We start from the raw sequence: 19,856 nt of genomic DNA, 5'->3' as shown, positions 1-19,856 counted from the left end.
TAACAGCGAATGATACCACCAGTCAGCCGCCCTAATCCGGTGCATGGCGAAAGCAGGGAGCGGAGCGGAGAGAAGCGTCAAGTTTTATAGACGGGGCAATAATCAGGATTACAATTGCTCAATACAAACAACACGGGAGCGGAGATGAAGGCAGTCGAGATCGCAGTTCAGGTAAGCGTGGCGCTGGCCGTGCTGGGAAGCGCCGCCGCGCAGGCGGCCCCGGCGAAGGAGTTGCCGCCCAAGCCCAGCGTGGCCGAGGTGATCAAGGAATCGAAGGCGGCCGACTGGCGCCCGCTCGACCCCGAAAACACCCTCTACATGGACTTGCCGGGCGGCCGCGTCGTGATCGAACTGGCGCCCACCTTCGCCCCGAATCACGCCGCCAACATCAAGGCCCTGGCCCGCGAAAACTATTTCGACGGCCTCGTGATCCTGCGCTCGCAAGACAATTTCGTCGTCCAGTGGGGCGACCCGGACGAGAAGAATCCGCGCCAGCCAAAAAAGGCGAAGATGACCCTGAAGGGCGAGTTCACGGTGCCGCTGAAGAACGACAAGGGATTCACGCGCCTGAAGGATGTCGACGGCTATGCGCCCCAGGTCGGGCACTCGAACGGCTTCCCCGTCGGGCGCGACCCGAAGGCGGGCCAGACCTGGCTGGCCCACTGCTACGCCATGGTCGGCGTCGGCCGCGACGCCGATGCCGACAGCGGCGGCGGCACCGCCCTCTACGTCGTCACCGGCCAGGCGCCGCGCCAGCTCGACCGCAACATCACCGTGGTCGGCCGCGTCGTGTCCGGCATGCCGCTGCTGTCGACCGTGCCGCGCGGCCCGGCGCCGATGGGCTTTTTCGACAAGCCGGAGATGCAGATCCCGATCAAGTCCTTCCGTGTGGCGGCGGATGTGCCGGAAGGCGAGCGCAGCAACTTCGAAGTCATGCGTACCGAGAGCGCGGCCTTCCAGAAAGTGGTGGAGGCTCAGCGCAACCGCGGCGGCCCGTGGACGAAGGTCGCGGCCGGCCATGTCGACCTGTGCGCGGCGCCGATTCCGGTGCGGGAACAGAAGTAATTCAGCTGTAATAGGAGCGCGTGAAAAAACCTTCAGGGCAAGGCGCGTCGTCGAAGACAGTACGTGAGTACGGCAAGACGACGCAACGCAGCCATGGAGGCATTTTCGCGCGCTCCGACGGGATATAATCGCGCTTATGAACGCGCCCGTCCCCACCCACCGCCCCATCCAGCAGCTGAACGACCAGCTGATCTCGCAGATCGCCGCCGGCGAGGTGGTCGAACGGCCCTCGGCCGTGGTCAAGGAGCTGCTGGAAAACGCGCTCGACGCGGGCGCGACCCAGATCACGGTGCGCCTCGAAGAAGGCGGCGTCAAGCGTATTGCGATTACCGACAACGGCCGCGGCATTGCGCCCGACCAGCTGCCGCTGGCCCTGGCGCGCCATGCGACCTCGAAGATCGCTTCGCTGACCGACCTCGAGAACGTGGCCACCCTGGGCTTCCGCGGCGAGGCACTCGCCTCGATCGCCTCGGTGGCGGCGGTGTCGATCACCTCGCGCACGGCCGATGCGCCGCATGCCTGGGAAATCGTCGGCTCGCATCTGGGCATGGTCGCCCCCTCGTCCGGCCCCTGCGGCACCACGATCGACGTCCAGGATCTGTATTTCAATACGCCGGCACGCCGTAAATTCCTGAAAAGCGAGCAGACCGAATACGGCCACTGCGCCGAAGTCGTGCGCCGCATCGCGCTGGCGCGGCCGGACGTGTCCTTCAGCCTGACCCACAATGGCCGCACCATCGACCACTGGAACGTGTGCGAGATGGCGCGCCGCAGCGCCCAGATCCTGGGCAGCGATTTCGCCGAGGCGCGCCTGCCGATCGACGAGGCGGCCGGCCCCTTGCGCCTGCACGGTTATGCCGGCCTGCCGACGGCCTCCAAGGCGCGCGCCGACGGTCAGTTCTTCTACGTGAACGGGCGTTTTGTCCGCGACAAACTGCTGGTGCACGCGGTGCGCGCCGCCTACCAGGACGTGCTGCACGGCGATCGCTTCCCGGCCTACGTGCTGGCGCTCGATCTCGATCCGGCGCTGGTCGACGTCAACGTCCACCCCTCGAAGATCGAAGTGCGCTTCCGCGACAGCCGCGCGGTGCACCAGTTCGTGTTCCACGCGGTGCAGCGCGCGCTGGCCGCCACCTCGGCCACCGCCCACGGCAGCGTGCCGGCGCCGATCACGGCGGCCGAGATCGCGCCGTCCGGCGGTTCGGACTGGCGCCGGCCGCACGAGCAGACCGGTTTCGGCGCCCAGCTGGCGCCGACCTTCTCGCCTTCTCCCTTCCCGCCCGGCAGCCGCTGGGATGCACCGGCCACGCAAGGCGTCGCCCAGAGCACGGCCAATTACGGCGCGCTGTTCGCCGCGCCTGAGCGCACCGCCACGGCGGGCGCGCTGCCGATGCCCCAGCCGTCGAGCGCGCCCAGCAACGACGACTTCCCGCTCGGCTTCGCGCTGGCCCAGCTGCACGGCATCTACATCCTGGCCCAGAATACCAAGGGACTGGTGCTGGTCGACATGCACGCCGCGCACGAACGCATCCTGTACGAGCAGCTGAAAAACGCGCTCGACGCCCAGGTTGGCGGCCAGGACATGGGGGTGCAGTCGCTGCTGATTCCCGTCACCTTCTTCGCCGACGCGATCGAAGTGGCCACCGCCACCGACCATCAGGACACCTTGAAGGCGCTCGGCTTCGACATCGCCGCCCTGTCGCCGACGACGCTGGCCGTGCGCGCGGTGCCGACGCTGCTGAAAAACGCCGACGCCCAGACCCTGGCGCGCGACGTGCTGCGCGACGTGCGCGAATACGGCGGCTCGCGCGTGCTGATCGAGCGCCGCAACGAGTTGCTCGGCACCCTCGCCTGCCACACCGCCGTGCGCGCCAACCGCATCCTCTCCACGCAGGAGATGAACGCGCTGCTGCGCCAGATGGAGAGCACCGAGCGCGCCGACCAGTGCAACCACGGCCGCCCGACCTGGGTACAGCTCGACATCTCGGCGCTCGACAAACTCTTCCTGCGCGGCCAATAAATGACTGTCGAAGCAAAGCACGCCAAGCCGCTGGCTGTGGCGATCATGGGGCCGACCGCCTCCGGCAAGACCGCGGCCGCGCTCGCGATCGCGCGCGAGATCCCAAGCGAGATCATCTCGGTCGACTCCGCCCTCGTCTACCGCGAGATGGACATCGGCACGGCCAAGCCCACGCCCGAGGAACTGGCGAGCGCGCCGCACCACCTGATCGACATCATCGACCCGCTGGACGCCTATTCGGTCATGCAGTTCAGGACCGACACGCTGCGGCTGGTGGCCGAGATCAGCGCGCGCGGCAGGCTGCCGCTGCTGGTCGGCGGCACGATGATGTACTTTAAGGGGCTGACCGATGGCCTGGACGACCTGCCGACGGCCGACGCCGGCGTGCGCGCCGCGCTCGACGCGGAAGCCGCGCGCATCGGCTGGCCGGGCATGCATGCGAAGCTGCAGGCGCTCGACCCGGTCACCGCCGCGCGCCTCGCGCCGAACGACGCCCAGCGCATCAACCGCGCCCTGGAGATCATCGAACTGACGGGCCAGCCGATGTCCTCGCTGCTGGCGCGGCGGGCCAAGCCCGAGCTGCCGTTCGAACTCGTCTCGTTCGCGCTCGAGCCCTCCGACCGCGCGGTGCTGCACCGGCGCATCGCCCTGCGTTTCGACCAGATGCTGGGCGACTCGGACGACGAAGGGATCGTTGCCGAAGTGGCGCGCCTGCGCGCACGCGGCGACCTGTCGCCCAACCTGCCCTCGATGCGCTGCGTCGGCTATCGCCAGAGCTGGGACTACCTGGACGGGAAAATCGACCGCGCGGGCCTGCGCGAAACGGGCATCATCGCCACCCGCCAGCTGGCCAAGCGCCAGCTGACCTGGCTGCGCGCGATGCCGGAGCGGATCGTCGTCGACTGCCTGGGGCGCGACCCGACGGGCGAGCTCCTCGGACAGTTGCAAGGCTTGCAAACTTGGCAGCACCGCGAAAAAACCGTGCTTGCTCGGCGCACACAGCCTTGACACAAGGCGTCATGCCTTGGATAATAGCGATCTCTTGGTGATATAGCTCAGTTGGTTAGAGCACAGCACTCATAATGCTGGGGTCGGTGGTTCAAGTCCACCTATCACCACCAGGATTCAAGCAGATGGCTTGGCTCTCACGAGCCGGGCCATTTTGCTTTCAAAGTTTGCTCTTGCAGATTTTGGTGATATAGCTCAGTTGGTTAGAGCACAGCACTCATAATGCTGGGGTCGGTGGTTCAAGTCCACCTATCACCACCAGATTTCAAAAGCCGCCCGCTCATACGAGCCGGCGGCTTTTTTCATTCCATCGACCCCACATCCGCATTCTCGTCGAGCGCGAATTCGCCGCGCTTGAATGCCTCGATGGTCGCCTGCGCCTGCTGCACGAACGAGGCCGGCACCAGGATGCGCACGCCGCCGAGCGCCGGCGCCAGCAGCAAATCCGTTTGCATCAGGTGGGCGTCGGCCAAGACCGCCGGAATGCCGGACGCTTCCAGGCAGCCCTGCACCAGCGCTGCTTCGATCGGGATCAGATAGCGCGCCACGATAAACAAATCGCGTCCCGGCAGCGCTTCGATTTCCGGATGCGCGGCCAGCCATTCATTCAAGGCCTGTTCCATGACTTCTCTCCCGATGGATGAACCGCTTGTTCAGTGAACGAATGCCGGCAGCGACGACAGCAGGTACAGCGTCACGCCAATCAGGCCGCCGACGATCGTGCCGTTAATGCGAATGAATTGTAAGTCCTTGCCGATATTGAGTTCGATTTGTTCCGACATCTCGGCGCTGTCCCAGTTCTTGACCGTATCGGCGATGTGGCGGGTCAGGTAGACCGCGAATTCGGGCGCCGCCGCGCGCGCCGCCATTTCCAGGTTGTCGTTCAGCGACCGGCGCAGTTGCGGATCCTCGGCCAGCGTCTTGCCGAGCCAGGTGCCGGTTGCTTCCAGACGCCGGCGCAAGGTCGAATCGCCGCTTTCCAGATCCTGTTTCAGCCAGGCTTTCAGGTCGCCCCACAGCGATGCCAGATAATTGTTGAGCGTGTCGTCGTTCAGCAGGTAATGCTTGATTTCCTCGCTCTTGCTGGCGAATTGCGGATCGGCTTTCAGGCGTTCGATGAATTCTTCGGTGAACGCATCGAAGCGCTGGCGCAGCGGATGCTTGGGGTCGTGCGCCACCTTTTCCAGGATACCGAAGGCCAGCTTGACGGCGATATCGGCGCCCTTGCGGCCGATGAGGTCGGACGGCAGCATCTTTTCGACGAGCGCATATTCTTCCTTCAGCCAATCGACGATGCCCTGCGAAATGGCCGCCTGCGTGTCCTCGTTGTCGAGCAGCTTCGCCAGCTGATAGATGCCTTCGTTCAGGAGTTCCTGATGGCGCCCGCCTTTGGTCAGGCTTTCCAGGATGGTGCCGGCGGTTTTCGATAGATCAACGCTGCCGACCATCGTGTGCACGGCCTTTTTGAGGAAATTCTGGATCGCCGCGTCTTCGGTGAAGTCGAGCATCCAGCCCGCCACCTTCACCAGATAGCCGCCCATGTGCTGGGTATTCGCCGGTTTTACCAGCCAGTCGGCGACTTTCTGGGCCGGGTCGTGCTTCTGGATCAGGCGCACGATCGATTCGGTATCGAGGAATTTCTCGCGCACGAAGAGCGCCAGGTTATCGGCGATCTTGACCTTGTTGTTCGGGATAATGTTCGTGTGGGTGGAGACGATGGGAATCGGCACCCGCTTGAACAGGGCGACGACGGCAAACCAGTCGGCCAGCGCGCCCACCATTGCCGCTTCGGCAAAAGCTTTCAATAGCCCCGTCCACCAGGAGGACGGCAGGAAAAAACTGAGCACGAACAGCAGCGCCGCGCCAATGAAGAAGCCCAGCGCCAGCCGTTTCGATTTGTCGAGTTCAAGTGCCTTGGTCATGGTGCTCACGGTAGCTCATCGTTACCGTGGCAATCCTATATGACTCCGGCCGTTTTCAGCGATTCGATTGCCTCGTTCGTCCAGCCCCAGTCCGCGAGCACCGCCGCGCTATGCTGCCCCGGCGCAGCGGCGGCCTGCCCTGCTTCGGCCACTGTGCGGCTGAAACGCGGCGTCGGCGCCGGCTGGGTCACGCCGTCGATCTCGACGAAGGTGGCGCGCGCCGCGTTGTGCGGGTGCGCGGGCGCTTCCGCCATGTCGAGCACGGGCGCAACGCAGGCGTCCGTCCCTTCCAGCAGCGCGCACCATTCGTCGCGCGTTTTCGTTGCGAACAGCGCCGCGAACTTCGCCTTCAAATCGGGCCAGCGTTTGACGCTCCACTGCTTCTGGAAATCGGGATCGCTTGCTCCGCTCAGGTCGAGCAGCTGGGCATAGAACTGCGGCTCGATCGCGCCCACCGACAGGAATCTGCCGTCGCGGCAGGCATAGGTGTCATAGAAGGGCGCGCCGCCATCGAGCATGTTCGCTTCACGCGCATCCTGCCAGGAGCCAAAGGCGCGCAGGCCGTACATCATCGCGCCCAGCAGGGCCGCGCCGTCGGTCATGGCGGCATCGACGGTCTGGCCCTTGCCCGAGGTCTTCGCTTCCAGCGCCGCACAGACCACGCCGAAGGCCAGCATCATGGCGCCTCCGCCGAAGTCGCCGACCAGGTTCAGGGGCGGACTCGGTGGCGTGTCGGCGCGGCCCATCGCGTGCAGCATGCCGGACAGGGCGATGTAGTTCAGGTCGTGTCCGGCGGCCTGGGCCAGCGGACCGTCCTGCCCCCAGCCGGTGACGCGCCCGAAGACGAGCCTGGGATTGCGCGCTTGGCAGGCGTCGGGGCCGAGGCCGAGGCGCTCCATCACGCCGGGCCGGAAGCCCTCGATCAGGATGTCGGCCCGTTCGACCAGCCCCAGCACGACTTCGCGGGCCTGCGGGTGCTTCAGGTCGAGCGCGAGCGAGCGGCGGCCGCGCGCCATGACGTCGAATTTCGTGCCCAGCATCGGGAACGGATTGTCGGCGCCGGGTTTGGTCTTGCGGTCGATGCGAATCACCTCGGCGCCCATATCGGCCAGCATCATGCCGGCGAAGGGACAAGGGCCGAGGCCGACCATTTCAATCACTTTGATTCCGGTAAGCGGGCCAGGCATGCGTCATCCAGTCGAAAACGTCAGAGGGAACGGGCGATGATCTCTTTCATGATCTCGTTGGCGCCGCCGTAGATGCGCTGCACGCGCGCGTCGACATACATCTGGGCGATCGGGTATTCGAGCATGTAGCCGTAGCCGCCGAAGAGCTGCACGCACTGGTCGACGACCTTGCACTGCAAGTCCGAGATCCAGTACTTCGCCATCGAGGCGCGCACCGTGTCCATGCGCCCGGCCAGCATGTCTTCGATGCAGCGGTCGATGAAGATGCGCGCCACCGTCGCCTCGGTCTTGATTTCGGCGAGCACGAAGCGTGTGTTCTGCATCTCGATCAGGGCCTGGCCGAAGGCTTTGCGTTCCTTGGTGTGTTCGACGGTGAGCTGCAAGGCCCGCTCGATCGCGGCCACGCCGGCCACGCCGATGATCGTGCGTTCATACGGCAGCTCCGTCATCAGCTGCACGAAACCCTTGCCCTCTTCGCCCCCGAGCACGCCGTCGAAGGCCACATGGGCGTCGTCGAAGAACAGCTCGCAGGTGTCCTGCCCCTTCTGCCCCACCTTTTCCAGGATGCGGCCGACGCGAAAGCCAGGATTGTCTTTCGTCTCGAGCAGCATCAGCGAAATGCCTTTCGCACCGCCCGCCGGATCGGTCTTCGCCACCACCAGGATCAGGTCGGCCAGGTAGCCGTTCGAGATAAAAGTCTTGGAACCGTTGACGCGGTAGCCGTCGCTGCCCTTTACGGCGGTGGTGCGGATGCCCTTCAGATCGGAGCCGGCGCCCGGCTCGGACATGGCGATCGCCGCGATCATCTCGCCGCTGGCCAGCTTGGGCAGGTAGCGCCGCTTCTGCTCCTCGGTGCCCTGATTCAGCAGGTAATGGGCGACGATCGCATGTACGTGCAAGCCGAAGGCCATGTCGCCGACGTAGCCGAGTTCTTCGAAGACGATGGCCATGTGGGCGAAGTCGCCGCCCGAACCGCCGTATTCCTCGGGAATGTCGGCTGCCAGCAAGCCCATTTCACCGGCCTTCGTCCACAGCTCGCGGTCGACGTGCTGCTGCTCGCGCCAGCGCTCGCCGTGCGGCGCCACTTCGCTGGCGACGAAACGGCGCACGGCGTCGCGAAAGCCTTCCAGTTCCGGGTTCATCCAGGAGGGGGTCATCAGTTCCATCACCGCCTCACGCCGCCTGGTACAGGGTGACGACGCAGGCGCCGCCCAGGCCCAGGTTGTGCTGCAGGGCGGTGCGCGCGTTTTCCACCTGGCGCGCGCCGGCGCTGCCGCGCAGCTGGTGGGTCAGCTCGAAGCACTGGGCGAGGCCCGTGGCGCCGAGCGGGTGGCCCTTCGAGAGCAGGCCGCCCGACGGATTGGTGACGACCTTGCCGCCATAGGTGTTGTCGCCGTCGACGATGAACTTGTCGGCGCCGCCTTCCGGGCACAGGCCGAGGGCTTCGTAGGTAATGAGTTCATTGTGCGCGAAGCAGTCGTGCAGTTCGACGACGTCGAGGTCTTCCGGGCCGATGCCGGCCTGCTGGTAGACGTTATTCGCGGCTTCGCGGCTCATCTCGTAGCCGACCAGGCGCATCATGTCGTTCGCCTCGAAGGTGCTGGCGCGGTCGGTGGTCATGGCCTGGGCGGCGATGAAGACGTCGCTGCGCAGGCCGCGCTTCTTTGCAAAGTCTTCCGAGACCAGCACGGCGGCGGCGGCGCCGCAGGTCGGCGGGCAGGCCATCAGGCGCGTCATCACGCCGGGCCAGATCATCGGCGCATCGAGCACGTCTTGCGCAGTGACTTCCTTCTTGAACAGCGCCAGCGGATTGTTGACGGCGTGGCGGCTGGCCTTGGCGCGGATCCGGGCGAACGCTTCCAGGGGCGTGCCGTATTTTTCCATGTGGGCGAGGCCCGCGCCGCCGAAGTAGCGCAGCGCCAGCGGGATCTCGGGCTTGCCGACCAGGCGGTCGGTGACGGCGTCGAAGTCGTCGAACGGCGCCGGACGGTCGGTAAAGACCGAACCGAGGGCCCCGGGGCTCATCTGCTCGAAGCCCAGCACCAGTACGCAGTCGGCCACGCCGCTGGCAATCGCCTGGCGCGCCAGGAACAGGGCAGTGGAACCGGTCGAGCAGTTGTTGTTGACGTTGACGATCGGGATGCCGGTCATGCCGACGCCATACAAGGCCTTCTGGCCGCAGGTGGAGTCGCCGTACACATAGCCGGCGTAGGCCTGCTCGATGTCGTTGTAGTCGACGCCGGCATCCTGCAGCGCAGCGCGGGCGGCCTCGGCGGCCATGACGTGATAGGGGGCGCTGGCGCCCGGCTTGGCGAAGGGGATCATGCCTACGCCCGTGACGAATACCTTGTTCATGCTGTCTCCTGTGGATGCGTTCGTGGTCTGCCGGCCTTTATCGGATCGATTATAGCCAGCGCGCGGCAGGCCGGAACGGCCGGGCCACCGAAGGTCTCCTCTATTTTTCGACCATGTCGTCAACGTCGCTTATACTGCTGAGATCCCACCCCGATAAGGAGACGTCCTGCATGCATCATGAACTCAGCCTGATTACCACCATCGCCGCCGCACTGGGCTTCGGCCTCCTGTTCGGCATGCTCGCCGTGCGCCTGAAATTACCGGCGCTGGTCGGCTATCTCGCCGCCGGCATCGTCATCGGCCCCGCCACGCCGGGCTTCGTCGCCGACGTTGGACTGGCCTCGCAACTGGCCGAGATCGGGGTAATGCTGCTGATGTTCGGAGTGGGCCTGCACTTCTCGCTGCGCGACCTGCTCGATGTGCGCAAGATCGCCCTGCCCGGCGCGATCCTGCAAATCGCCGTGGCAACCGCCATGGGCATCGGCATGGCGTACCTGTGGGGCTGGAGCCTGGGTGCGGGACTGGTGTTCGGCCTGGCGCTGTCGGTGGCCAGTACCGTGGTGCTGCTGCGCGCGCTGGAAAGCCGCGGCATTCTCGACTCGATGAACGGCCGCATCGCGGTCGGCTGGCTGGTGGTCGAAGACCTGGTCACGGTGCTGGTGCTGGTGCTGCTGCCGGCGCTGGCCGGCCCGCTGGGCGGCAAGAGCGCGGACGGCGGCGACACGTCGCTCCTCTACGCGCTGGGTAAGACGCTGCTGCAGGTGGGCGCCTTCGTCGCCTTCATGCTGATCGTGGGCCGCAAGCTCTTCCCCTGGTTCCTGTGGAAGGTGGCGAAGACCGCTTCGCGCGAACTGTTCACGCTGGCGGTGATCGCCGCCGCGGTCGGCATCGCCTATGGTTCGTCGGAGCTGTTCGGCGTCTCGTTCGCGCTGGGCGCCTTTTTCGCGGGCATGGTGCTGCGCGAGTCGGACTTGAGCCACCGGGCCGCCGAAGAATCGCTGCCGCTGCGCGACGCGTTCTCGGTGCTGTTCTTCGTCTCGGTCGGCATGCTGTTCGATCCGATGGTGCTGGTCGAGAGCCCGTTCAGGGTGCTGGCGGTGGTCGCCGTCATCATCTTCGGCAAGTCGATCGCGGCCATGCTGCTGGTGCTGGCGCTGCGCTATCCCTTGAACACGGCGATCACGGTCTCGGCCAGCCTGGCGCAGATCGGCGAGTTCTCGTTCATCCTGGCTGCCCTCGGCATTTCGCTGGGGCTGATGCCGCAGGAAGGGCAAAGCCTGATCCTGGCCGGCGCCATCATTTCGATCGCGGTGAACCCGCTGCTGTTCACGGCCATCGAGCCGCTGCAGCGCTGGCTGCGCACCAATTCGCAGGCCGTGCGCAACATGGAGGCCTCGCCCGATCCGCTGGCCGAACTGCCGATGTCGGTGCCGCACGAGCGCCTCACCGGCCAGGTCGTGCTGGTCGGCTTCGGCCGCGTGGGCCGGCGCATCGCCGACGAGCTGACGGCGCAGGGCGTGCACTTCGTGGTGGCGGAACAGAACCGTGAACTGGTGGAGGCGCTACGCCGCCGCGACCAGCCCGCCGTGGTCGGCAACGCGGCTGAGCCGGCGGTGCTGATCCAGGCCCACATCGCGCGCGCGGCCGTGCTGGTGATCGCCACGCCCGACACCTTCGAGGTGCGCGCGATGATCGAAACGGCGAAGATGCTCAACCCGACGATCCGCTGCGTAGTGCGTACCCACAACGAGGAAGAGGCGGAGCTGCTGCGCAAGGAGACCGGCGGCAGGGTCTTCATCGGCGAGCAGGAGCTGGCGGGGAGCATGACGCGTTACGTGGTGGAGACGCTGGAGAAGAAGGCGCATGCGCATTGAGGCTGCGCGGGTCGGTGGGCACGGAGCGCCCACCCTACATTTACATCGGCTGTTGTTCTCGTAGGGTGGGCACCCTGTGCCCACCATTGCCTGCGTATAGGTCGAAATGAAAAAGCCCGCTGGCGCAGTGCGCACAGCGGGCTTTTTTAACGGGCGTTTCAGTGTCAGGCGGCGACCATCTCGCCGGTCTCCGAGCACAGCTTCAGGTTGGCGTGCTTCGGTGCGAAGTTGAGCAGTTCCTTGCGCTCTTCCAGCAGGGCGAACACGGCGTCCTTCGACAGCACGTACTGGTCGAGCAGCGTGTCCTTCAGCGACTCGATCAGGGCGCGGTAGTCGCGCATCGCACCCAGCGTGTAGCTGTAGAGCTCATCGGCCTTCTCTTCCATCTGGCGCAGCGTGTGCTCGCCGCTGGCGTCGTTCTGCAGCTGGCTGTAGTCGATCTTCGAGCGCGAGTACATCGACAGGCGGTTGACCATCAGGTTCAGCATCTTGGTCACTTTCTCGATGTCGTTCTGGGCGCCGACCGAGATGCCGCGGGCTCCGTAGAACAGCTCTTCGGCCGCCATGCCGCCGTACAGGCCGACCACGTCGCGCTCGAGTTCTTCCAGCGTGCGCAGCGACATGTCGTCGCCCGACTGCAGCACGTAACCCAGGGCGCCGATCTTCGAGACCGCTTCAGTCGAAATCTTCAGCAGGTGCGACTTTTCCTTCACTTCCGCCAGCGACAGGCCGGCGCGTAGGTGCGGGTCGATCTGCATGAAGAAGTGACCCAGTTCGTGCAGGGCGATACGCTCGCGCTGCTTGTGCTTCTCGGCCGTCGTGGCGCGGTCGGTCAGGCCGATCGTGGCACGCTCGTAGGCACGGAACAGCAGGTCGGTGTTGATGATCGTCTTCTCCTGGATCGACAGCATCGAGGCGCGTTCGACCACGGTTTCCAGCAGCGCCGGGCTCAGGTTCTGGGTGATCTCGGCCACCTGATCCAGGTCGAGGTCGTCGTAGTCGACCAGGCCCTCTTTTTTACGCGACAGGAAGCTTTTAAGCAGTTCGCGGCGCTCGCCCTTGTTCGGCAGGCGGAAGTTGATCTTCACCGAGAAGCGGCGCAGCATCGCTTCGTCCATCTCGGTCGAGGCGTCGTCGAAGTTCGAGGCAATGACCCAGATCACGCCCTGACCCTTGTCGCTCTTCACGCCGTCGAGCAGGCCGAGCAGGGTGTTGGCGGTATCGTCTTCCCATTTCTTCTCGCTGCGGCCGCGCGGCATGAACAGGCTCTGGCCTTCGTCGAGGAAGATGATGCATTTGCCCTTGGCGCAGGCCTTGCGGTAGAGGGCGTTCAGGGCTTTCGAGCCGCCGCCGACATAACCCGATTCCAGTGCCGAACCCGAGGCCGAGATCAGCGGCATGTTCAGGCGCTTGGCCAGGTAGCCGACCAGCTTGGTTTTACCGGTACCGGCAGGCCCGGTCAGCATGACGTTGAACGGCTTGTCGATGTTGTGCGAAGCGTATTCGTCGCGGTTGCGGATCATGTCTTCCAGGTGCAGCACTTCCTGCTTGATGTCTTCCATACCAATCAGGTCGTCCATGCTGCCTTTGAGCTTGTCCGGGGTGATCATCGTCGCGCTGGCGCCCATGCCCGGGATACCGAATTTCAGGCAGTAGACGATCAACAGCAGCAGCACGATTTCGAACGCGTGACGCTTCAGGAAGTCGCCGGCGGCGGCGCCCATCGAGCCGCCTTCATCGAGTACGGCCTTGTGCGAAGCCAGGAACTCGTCCTTGGCGATCGAATACGGAATCGCATTCTTCAACAGCACTTCACGCTCGAGCGACAGGTGCGAGGTGCTCGGCACCTTGACCACGTGCAATTCGGGCGCGTTCTTGAACTTGAAGACATAGCGCGGCGACTCCGACAGCGGCTTGGCGACCATCAGGTAGTCGAGCTTGTCCTTCTGGCCGGCCAAGCGCGTGATTTCAGAAATGTCCTGCGAATGGACGACCGGGCTCGCATCCTGCGGCACATCGGACGTATAAATGGCGAAACCGGTCGCGGCGCCCAACAGGACGGCAGCGGCGATGCGCACATAGACATTCTTGAAGGCAATCTGAAGTCGGGCAAAGTTGGGCATGATCGGTACTCTACAAATGTATGGGTGCGCGTATGCGACAGTGCAAACAGCGGTTGCCGTTCCGAATGCTGCGGGGGGAAAGGCGGGGCGGCTCTTGGAGGCCGTGACATGTCGAATATGGATTCGACATTGTTTTGATGCCGTGAGGCAATGGGATAGAGAGACTATACCTGTAAAAAAAACGCAGATGTATACGCCACGCTTAAAATTTCTTGATCGGTCTCATAGCTGGAAAACCTGATAACGCTATGTATTGCAGGCTTGGCAAAAAATGCACCCCTATGTGTGGTCTTTATGGAAAACAGTTGATGCTGTTTCAATAAAACAGGCTGAAATACGTGGCGTTTCGACATTGTCGGATTAGCTTCCTGTCGCATTTCTTTCACACCGTGCTCGCGACTCGCCGCGTCGCGTCACCTACTTTCCATACGGTCGTTTTCTGCCCGAATCGTACAGCGTTACACGAAATCGTTTTGCTATGCTGGCTGTGAAGGTGTCCCTGCGATGCCCTCCCGCTTTCCTGGTATTGGCACCATTGCAAGGAAGGAAGAATCGTGAACAGATTCGCACTCGCAGCAGCGCTCGCCATTGGGCTGAGCAGCGTGGCACAGGCGAAAGTCATCGACTTGATTCCGGAAGCGGCGGCCGTCAGCCCGGCGCACAGCGCAATGACGAAGGCATACGCGCTACCGTCGGGCATTTCCGAATTGCCCGAGCCGGAAGTGTTCGCCATGATGCTCGTCGGCCTGGTTCTGCTCGGCTACCGGGCACGTCGGGACAGCCGCGAGAAATTCAAGTAGGTCGTCGCTGCAAGTAGCGGCAGCTCAGGCGCCGGGCGGCACCGATGCGGGCTCGTTGCAGAGCGCGTAGAGCTTGCACAAGGTATTCCAGTTGCGCGAAGTGGTGTTGTCGCCCAGCTGCTTGCCGAGCGCACTGGCTGCTGCACTGCTGAGCACGCTTTCCGGACACCACACATACACGGCGCGCTGGCCCAGCGCCAGCGCCTCCGGGCTCCAGCTGCGTTCGCCCAGCGGCGCCAGTGCGGGCCGCACGGCCACGTCGCCCAGGATGAAGACCAGCAGGCGCGCATGGTCGGTCGCCTGGGACAGCAAGGTGTTCTCGGCCAGCACAGCGGCCAGCTCCTCGCCGCTGAGCACCATGACGCGCGCCGCGACGCCGAACTTGAGCACCATTTGCTCTTCGATTGCCGCCGCGGCGACGGCGGGATCGAGACCGTCGGCCGTGAAGACGAGATTTCCGCTGTTGAGGACGCTGCGTACGTCGCGATAGCCGAGCTCGTCGATCAGCTTGCGTAAATCGGCCATGGCCACGCGCTTGGCGCGGCCGACGTTGATCCCGCGGATCAGGGCAATATAGCGTTGACTTGTCATGCGTCCATGTTACCGCCCTTGCCCGCCGGGCGGCACCTCTTTATTTGACCAGGCCCTCGGCACGCAGCGCCTGCTGCACGGCTGGACGCGCGGCGATGCGGGCGCGGTATTCGCCCAGTACCGGCCACTCCGCCAAGCTGACCTTCACCAGATCGGCCCAGCCGAGCACGGTAAACAGATAGGCATCGGCAACGCTGAACTGGCTTTCCAGATAGTCACGTCCCTCCAGTTGGGCGGCCACATAGGCCAGGCGCAGCGCCAGCATCTTGCGCCCATGGGCTTTCATGTCCTCGCTGGCCGCCGGGTTGAACAGGTGACTGAAGTTCTTGTGCAGCTCCGACGAGATGAAGGTCAGCCAGGACAGCACCTTGTAGCGGGCAATATCGCCCACCGGCGGCAGCAACCCGCTGGCCGGCGCGCGATCCGCCAGGTACTGGACGACGGCCGCGGCTTCGGTCAGCACGGTGCCGTCATCCAGCGCCAGCGCGGGCACATAGCCGTTCGGGCTGATGGTGCCGAAATCCACGCCGCCGGCCGTCAGCTTCTGGCGCAAGTCGACGCGCTCGGTGCTGAAGTCCAGGCCGGCCTCGTGCAGGACGATATGGGGAGAGAGCGAGCAGGCGCCGGGGCTGAAGTACAGTTTCATGGTGATCCTTGATCCAAAGGTGGTGAGCGCCAGGCAGATCCTGCCCGGCGAAGCATGGCGAGAATACAATAAGAGGCGCCGGCTTGCTTGGGGCGGCACAAGTAGGTTTGGCGACGCGCGGCAGCGCCGGGATCAGGTGATATAAAACGTAGAACAGCGGAAAAGCGCCGCGCAGGCGGCATGCGCATGGCGGACTGAAGCGGGGACAGCCGGAAGGAAAAGCGGAAGCGGAAACGACTACGCATCCGGCAGGCCAGCGCCAGCGGGACGCGAAAAAAAGGCAGCGTGCGCAGCGTCGCTCAGGACGCCGGGCCGCTGCCTGGCTTAACCGAAGGCACGGCAGGCAGTGCTGCCGAGCCGTCGGTATCAGTGCGCATAGTTGCCGGACGACGAAGGCGTTGCCTCGGTGTTTTGCGTCTGCTGTTGCTGCTGCTGTTGCGCCGCTGCCTGTGCTGCCTTCTCTTCTGGCTTTGGACGGCCCTGGGCGTCGGACAGGCGATATTTGGTGCGGCGATCGCCCATCAGGTCGCGCAGGTCGCGGATGCTCATGCCGGTAACTTCGTGCATGCGGATCAGGAGCGAGGCGCCGACCGGCAAACGGTGGTGGCGGATCTTGCTGATGACCGGTGGCGCCACCTCGAGCATGCGCGACAGGGCCGCGTCATTCTTCAGCTGCATCTTGCCCAGCAAAATGTCGAGCAGGTGGTTCGGGTTGTAACTTTCCTGTGATGACAAAGCATGGTGTGCCATGATGTTTTACCTCGTAAAGTGAATGAAATAGTTCCGTTACGAACTTTGTTAATGACTGCCTTTCGTCAACATAAGTTCCCGGACATTGTTTTAAGCATGAAACAGGACAAAGTCTGCAGAAGCAATCTGAGTCCTAGCTTAAAAACAATGCCGACATACATGCGTCCTGCTTAAACACTTCCCGAACGCACTTGTCTTTCAAACAAATTATCAGACTCCTACGAACCCTTCGTGTCCGTCCTGAGCACATGACTCATTGTTAGAAATCAAGCTATCGTGTGGAAAGCTTGTCACATAAGCATTTCAACACATGGAGACAATTTGTGGCGCACGCAAGAGATTTTTTTTAGTAATTTGTGTAAAAGAATTCGAGGGGAAGGTCTTGATTTACAACAGGAAAGATATTGAGCAAACGCCGACTCTACCTTACTCTCGGCGATTTGATTCCTGAGTGCAATTTAACAATCTGATTAGAATGGCAATCGTTCTGAGCATGGCAACAGTTAATTCCTGGTTGCACTGATTATTCTCCCGGCATCAGGCGTTTTTTGGTGAGCAGTACCGAATTACGGTAAACTAGCCTGTCGCCTTGTCACCGTACCCGCCTCTTCCCTCCCCCAGCACTCATGCAGAAAAAAGTATTTATCAAGACCTTTGGTTGCCAGATGAACGAGTACGACTCGGACAAGATGGCGGATGTCCTCGGCGCGTCCGATGGCCTCGTGCGTACCTACACGCCTGACGATGCGGATGTCATCCTGTTCAATACCTGTTCCGTACGAGAAAAGGCGCAGGAAAAAGTATTTTCCGACCTCGGCCGCTTGCGCGCCTTGAAACGCGAACGTCCCGACCTCATTATTGGTGTAGGCGGATGCGTCGCCTCGCAGGAAGGCGAACAGATCGTCAAGCGGGCGCCGCATGTGGACATGGTGTTCGGGCCGCAAACCCTGCATCGCTTGCCGCAAATGATCCGCGAGCGCCGCAGTAGCGGCACGGCCCAGGTCGACATCAGTTTCCCGGAGATCGAGAAGTTTGATCATTTGCCGCCTGCCAAGATCGAAGGCCCGGTGGCCTATGTGTCGATCATGGAAGGCTGCAGCAAATATTGCAGCTACTGCGTCGTGCCCTATACCCGCGGCGAGGAAGTATCGCGCCGCTTCGAGGATGTGTTGACGGAAGTGGCTGGGTTGGCTGCCCAGGGCGTGAAGGAAATCATGCTGCTGGGCCAGAACGTGAATGCCTACCGCGGCACGATGGAATCGGGCGAGATGGCTGACTTTGCCTTGCTGCTCGAATATGTGGCTGCTATTCCCGGCATCGAGCGCCTGCGTTTCGTCACCAGCCACCCGAAGGAATTTTCCCAGCGCCTGATCGACGCCTACGCCAAGATCCCGCAGCTGGTCAATCACCTGTATTTGCCGGTGCAGCACGGTTCCGACCGGATCCTCGGCGCCATGAAGCGGGGCTACACCGGACTGGAATACAAATCGATCATCCGCCGCATTCGTGCGGTACGCCCGGACATCGCGATCTCGTCCGACTTCATCGTGGGCTTCCCTGGTGAAACCGACGCCGATTTCGAGGCGATGATGAAGCTGGTGCAAGACGTCGCCTTCGACAACAGTTTCAGTTTTATTTTCAGCAAGCGTCCCGGCACCCCGGCCGCGAACCTGGAAGACGATACCCCGCACGAGGTCAAGCTCGCGCGCCTGCAGCGCCTGCAAGCCCTGATCGATGCCAACACGCGCAAGTTCAGCGCAGCCATGGTCGGCACGGTGCAGCGTGTGCTGGTGGAGGGGCCGTCGAAGAAAGAGGCATCCGAACTGCAAGGCCGCACCGAGAGCAACCGGGTGGTCTTTTTCGCACCGGGCGCTTCGGGTCATACGCTGATCGGCCAGCTGGTCGACGTGCGTGTCACCGAGAGCCTGGATTATTCATTGCGCGGCGAACTCGTCGCCAATCTCGATACGATCGCCATCGCCAGTTGAAAACACAGCCAACCCAGCCGTCCTATTTCATTCCCGAGCCGCTCGATAACACGCGGCTTGCCCACCTCTGCGGCCCGCTCGACGAAAACCTGCGCCAGATCGGCGCGGCGCTCGACGTGACCATCTTCCGCCGCGGCGAAAAATTTATCGTCACCGGCGCCAATGCCGAGCGCGCGGTCGAACTGCTCGAGCGCTTCTATGTGGTGGCCAACAAGGTCGTGCCGATCGAGGAAGTGCAGCTGGCCCTGGTCGAGCAGCGCGCCGGCCTGAAACCGAAAACCGAAACCGCCGCCGACGAGGAGCGCCAGGATAAACAGTCCGACGACGGCGAAGCCGAGGCCGACGACGCCGAACTCGTGAGCCCGACGCTGAAAACCCGGCGCAGCGACCTGCGCGGCCGTACGCCGCACCAGATCCAGTACCTGAAGGCCGTGCTCGAGCATGACATCAGCTTCGGCATCGGCCCGGCCGGTACGGGTAAAACCTATCTGGCCGTCGCCTGCGCCGTCGACGCGCTCGAACGCGACGCCGTGAAACGCATCATCCTGACCCGTCCTGCGGTCGAGGCCGGCGAGCGCCTGGGCTTCCTGCCGGGCGACATGAGCCAGAAGGTCGATCCTTACCTGCGTCCGCTGTACGACGCGCTGTACGACCTGCTCGGCTTTGACCGCACGCAAAAGCTGTTCGAGAAACAGGTGATCGAGATTGCCCCGCTGGCCTACATGCGCGGCCGCACGCTGAACCACGCCTTCGTCATCCTGGACGAGGCGCAGAACACGACCGTCGAACAGATGAAAATGTTCCTGACGCGTATCGGTTTCGGCAGCAAGGCCGTGGTGACGGGCGACGTCACCCAGGTCGACCTGCATAAAACCCAGCGCAGCGGCCTGGTCGACGCCATGCACGTGCTGAAAGACGTGCGCGGCATCGCGTTTACCCAGTTCTCGAGTGCCGACGTGGTGCGCCACCCGCTGGTGGGCCGCATCGTCGACGCCTACGAAAAGGCGACCGCCGTCCAGGAAATGGGCGCCTTGCCAAAACCAACCAAGACCAGCAATGCAAGAAAAAAATCATCCGCTTGACCTCGACGTCCAGTACCCGGACGCCCGCCTCGAATCGACCATCACGCCCGAGCTGGTGGAGCGCTGGGTGCGCGCCACCCTGCTCGGGCCGGCCGAACTGACGATCCGCTTCGTCGACAGTGCCGAGGGGCAGACGCTGAACCGCGACTACCGCGGCAAGGATTACGCCACCAACGTGCTCACCTTCGCTTATAACGAAGGCGAGGAGCTGGCGGAGGATGAGCCGACCCAGGCCGACATCATCCTGTGCACGGACGTGCTGCAGCGCGAAGCCGACGAGCAGAAGAAGACGGTCGAGGAACACGCGGCGCACCTGGTGGTGCACGGCGTGCTGCATGCGCAGGGCTACGACCACGAGCACGACGAGGAAGCCGAGGAGATGGAACAGTTCGAGCGCGACATCATGGAAGTGCTCGGGTATCCGGATCCGTACGCAACCGAATAA

Annotated in this window: 17 protein-coding genes and 2 tRNA genes; 10 read left to right on the top strand and 9 right to left on the bottom strand. The window is 63.5% G+C overall.

The window, feature by feature from the left end; genetic code table 11:
* The first annotated feature begins 144 nt into the window (after positions 1-144).
* The 5 genes from ASF77_RS20755 to ASF77_RS20735 all read left to right on the top strand — a co-directional run bounded on the left by ASF77_RS20755 (position 145) and on the right by ASF77_RS20735 (position 4,354).
* A complete protein-coding gene (locus tag ASF77_RS20755; protein WP_056343888.1) occupies positions 145-1,065 on the top strand; it encodes a peptidylprolyl isomerase in 921 nt (306 codons plus the stop codon).
* Between the two features lie 136 nt (positions 1,066-1,201).
* The gene (gene mutL, locus ASF77_RS20750; protein WP_056343884.1) at positions 1,202-3,085 is read left to right on the top strand and encodes a DNA mismatch repair endonuclease MutL; all 1,884 of its coding nucleotides are present in this window, start codon (positions 1,202-1,204) and stop codon (positions 3,083-3,085) included.
* A complete protein-coding gene (miaA, locus tag ASF77_RS20745; protein WP_056343880.1) occupies positions 3,086-4,093 on the top strand; it encodes a tRNA (adenosine(37)-N6)-dimethylallyltransferase MiaA in 1,008 nt (335 codons plus the stop codon).
* Positions 4,094-4,129: 36 nt separating this feature from the next.
* A tRNA-Met gene (locus tag ASF77_RS20740) sits at positions 4,130-4,206 on the top strand.
* Positions 4,207-4,277: 71 nt separating this feature from the next.
* Positions 4,278-4,354: transfer RNA gene (locus tag ASF77_RS20735), tRNA-Met, on the top strand.
* A 41-nt stretch (positions 4,355-4,395) separates the two neighbouring features.
* Here ASF77_RS20735 and ASF77_RS20730 read toward each other — a convergent pair.
* Genes ASF77_RS20730 through ASF77_RS20710 form a run of 5 tightly spaced genes read right to left on the bottom strand, consistent with a single transcriptional unit; the run spans position 4,396 to position 9,557 of the window.
* Positions 4,396-4,716 (bottom strand): putative signal transducing protein, encoded by a 321-nt coding sequence (locus tag ASF77_RS20730; protein ID WP_056343877.1) that lies wholly within the window; start codon positions 4,714-4,716, stop codon positions 4,396-4,398.
* A gap of 30 nt (positions 4,717-4,746) precedes the next feature.
* Complete coding sequence (locus ASF77_RS20725) at positions 4,747-6,015, bottom strand: DUF445 domain-containing protein (protein WP_056343875.1); 1,269 nt, start codon at positions 6,013-6,015, stop codon at positions 4,747-4,749.
* Positions 6,016-6,050: 35 nt separating this feature from the next.
* Entirely contained in the window at positions 6,051-7,202 is a 1,152-nt protein-coding gene (locus ASF77_RS20720) for a CaiB/BaiF CoA-transferase family protein (protein WP_056343873.1), read from the bottom strand.
* A 20-nt stretch (positions 7,203-7,222) separates the two neighbouring features.
* Positions 7,223-8,368, bottom strand: coding sequence for an acyl-CoA dehydrogenase family protein (locus ASF77_RS20715; RefSeq protein WP_056343871.1), 1,146 nt, complete (start codon positions 8,366-8,368; stop codon positions 7,223-7,225).
* A 7-nt stretch (positions 8,369-8,375) separates the two neighbouring features.
* A complete protein-coding gene (locus ASF77_RS20710) occupies positions 8,376-9,557 on the bottom strand; it encodes a lipid-transfer protein (protein ID WP_056343868.1) in 1,182 nt (393 codons plus the stop codon).
* Positions 9,558-9,727: 170 nt separating this feature from the next.
* Here ASF77_RS20710 and ybaL point away from each other — a divergent pair, with 170 nt between their 5' ends.
* Entirely contained in the window at positions 9,728-11,431 is a 1,704-nt protein-coding gene (gene ybaL, locus ASF77_RS20705) for a YbaL family putative K(+) efflux transporter (protein ID WP_056343865.1), read from the top strand.
* A gap of 164 nt (positions 11,432-11,595) precedes the next feature.
* Here ybaL and ASF77_RS20700 read toward each other — a convergent pair whose 3' ends face one another.
* Positions 11,596-13,554 carry an AAA family ATPase gene (locus ASF77_RS20700; protein WP_056343862.1) on the bottom strand — a complete coding sequence of 653 codons (1,959 nt, stop codon included), beginning with the start codon at positions 13,552-13,554 and terminating at the stop codon, positions 11,596-11,598.
* A gap of 554 nt (positions 13,555-14,108) precedes the next feature.
* Here ASF77_RS20700 and ASF77_RS20695 point away from each other — a divergent pair.
* Entirely contained in the window at positions 14,109-14,354 is a 246-nt protein-coding gene (locus tag ASF77_RS20695; RefSeq protein WP_056343859.1) for a PEP-CTERM sorting domain-containing protein, read from the top strand.
* A 24-nt stretch (positions 14,355-14,378) separates the two neighbouring features.
* Here ASF77_RS20695 and ASF77_RS20690 read toward each other — a convergent pair whose 3' ends face one another.
* From ASF77_RS20690 to ASF77_RS20680, 3 genes are all read right to left on the bottom strand, one after another.
* A complete protein-coding gene (locus ASF77_RS20690; protein WP_056343856.1) occupies positions 14,379-14,945 on the bottom strand; it encodes a DUF1697 domain-containing protein in 567 nt (188 codons plus the stop codon).
* Between the two features lie 40 nt (positions 14,946-14,985).
* Entirely contained in the window at positions 14,986-15,591 is a 606-nt protein-coding gene (gene gstA / locus ASF77_RS20685) for a glutathione transferase GstA (protein ID WP_056343853.1), read from the bottom strand.
* Between the two features lie 366 nt (positions 15,592-15,957).
* On the bottom strand, positions 15,958-16,341 hold the full coding sequence (locus ASF77_RS20680; protein ID WP_056343850.1) for a hypothetical protein: 384 nt from the start codon (positions 16,339-16,341) through the stop codon (positions 15,958-15,960).
* A gap of 626 nt (positions 16,342-16,967) precedes the next feature.
* On the opposite strand from ASF77_RS20680, the gene miaB reads away from it, so the two are divergent.
* From miaB to ybeY, 3 genes are read left to right on the top strand one after another with little or no spacing between them, the layout of a single operon-like run.
* Positions 16,968-18,329 carry a tRNA (N6-isopentenyl adenosine(37)-C2)-methylthiotransferase MiaB gene (miaB, locus tag ASF77_RS20675; protein ID WP_056343846.1) on the top strand — a complete coding sequence of 454 codons (1,362 nt, stop codon included), beginning with the start codon at positions 16,968-16,970 and terminating at the stop codon, positions 18,327-18,329.
* Positions 18,326-19,411: a PhoH family protein gene (locus ASF77_RS20670; RefSeq protein WP_056343843.1), complete on the top strand. Its 1,086-nt coding sequence runs from the start codon at positions 18,326-18,328 to the stop codon at positions 19,409-19,411. The genes miaB and ASF77_RS20670 overlap by 4 nt, the downstream gene beginning before the upstream one ends.
* On the top strand, positions 19,386-19,856 hold the full coding sequence (gene ybeY / locus ASF77_RS20665) for an rRNA maturation RNase YbeY (protein WP_056343840.1): 471 nt from the start codon (positions 19,386-19,388) through the stop codon (positions 19,854-19,856). Before ASF77_RS20670 ends, ybeY begins: the two co-directional genes overlap by 26 nt.

Source organism: Massilia sp. Leaf139 (genome assembly GCF_001424165.1).
GTDB lineage: Bacteria > Pseudomonadota > Gammaproteobacteria > Burkholderiales > Burkholderiaceae_D > Telluria.
The sequence above is the reverse complement of the archived record's forward strand: the minus strand, read 5'-3'. Positions and strand labels throughout refer to the sequence as shown.

What these genes read in the sequence shown, in the direction of transcription:
- ASF77_RS20755 (WP_056343888.1), top strand. Translation starts at nt 145, where the DNA reads ATGAAGGCAGTCGAGATCGCAGTTCAGGTAAGCGTGGCGCTGGCCGTG.
- mutL (WP_056343884.1), top strand. Translation starts at nt 1,202, where the DNA reads ATGAACGCGCCCGTCCCCACCCACCGCCCCATCCAGCAGCTGAACGAC.
- miaA (WP_056343880.1), top strand. Translation starts at nt 3,086, where the DNA reads ATGACTGTCGAAGCAAAGCACGCCAAGCCGCTGGCTGTGGCGATCATG.
- ASF77_RS20730 (WP_056343877.1), bottom strand. Translation starts at nt 4,716, where the DNA reads ATGGAACAGGCCTTGAATGAATGGCTGGCCGCGCATCCGGAAATCGAA.
- ASF77_RS20725 (WP_056343875.1), bottom strand. Translation starts at nt 6,015, where the DNA reads ATGACCAAGGCACTTGAACTCGACAAATCGAAACGGCTGGCGCTGGGC.
- ASF77_RS20720 (WP_056343873.1), bottom strand. Translation starts at nt 7,202, where the DNA reads ATGCCTGGCCCGCTTACCGGAATCAAAGTGATTGAAATGGTCGGCCTC.
- ASF77_RS20715 (WP_056343871.1), bottom strand. Translation starts at nt 8,368, where the DNA reads ATGGAACTGATGACCCCCTCCTGGATGAACCCGGAACTGGAAGGCTTT.
- ASF77_RS20710 (WP_056343868.1), bottom strand. Translation starts at nt 9,557, where the DNA reads ATGAACAAGGTATTCGTCACGGGCGTAGGCATGATCCCCTTCGCCAAG.
- ybaL (WP_056343865.1), top strand. Translation starts at nt 9,728, where the DNA reads ATGCATCATGAACTCAGCCTGATTACCACCATCGCCGCCGCACTGGGC.
- ASF77_RS20700 (WP_056343862.1), bottom strand. Translation starts at nt 13,554, where the DNA reads ATGCCCAACTTTGCCCGACTTCAGATTGCCTTCAAGAATGTCTATGTG.
- ASF77_RS20690 (WP_056343856.1), bottom strand. Translation starts at nt 14,945, where the DNA reads ATGACAAGTCAACGCTATATTGCCCTGATCCGCGGGATCAACGTCGGC.
- gstA (WP_056343853.1), bottom strand. Translation starts at nt 15,591, where the DNA reads ATGAAACTGTACTTCAGCCCCGGCGCCTGCTCGCTCTCTCCCCATATC.
- ASF77_RS20680 (WP_056343850.1), bottom strand. Translation starts at nt 16,341, where the DNA reads ATGGCACACCATGCTTTGTCATCACAGGAAAGTTACAACCCGAACCAC.
- miaB (WP_056343846.1), top strand. Translation starts at nt 16,968, where the DNA reads ATGCAGAAAAAAGTATTTATCAAGACCTTTGGTTGCCAGATGAACGAG.
- ybeY (WP_056343840.1), top strand. Translation starts at nt 19,386, where the DNA reads ATGCAAGAAAAAAATCATCCGCTTGACCTCGACGTCCAGTACCCGGAC.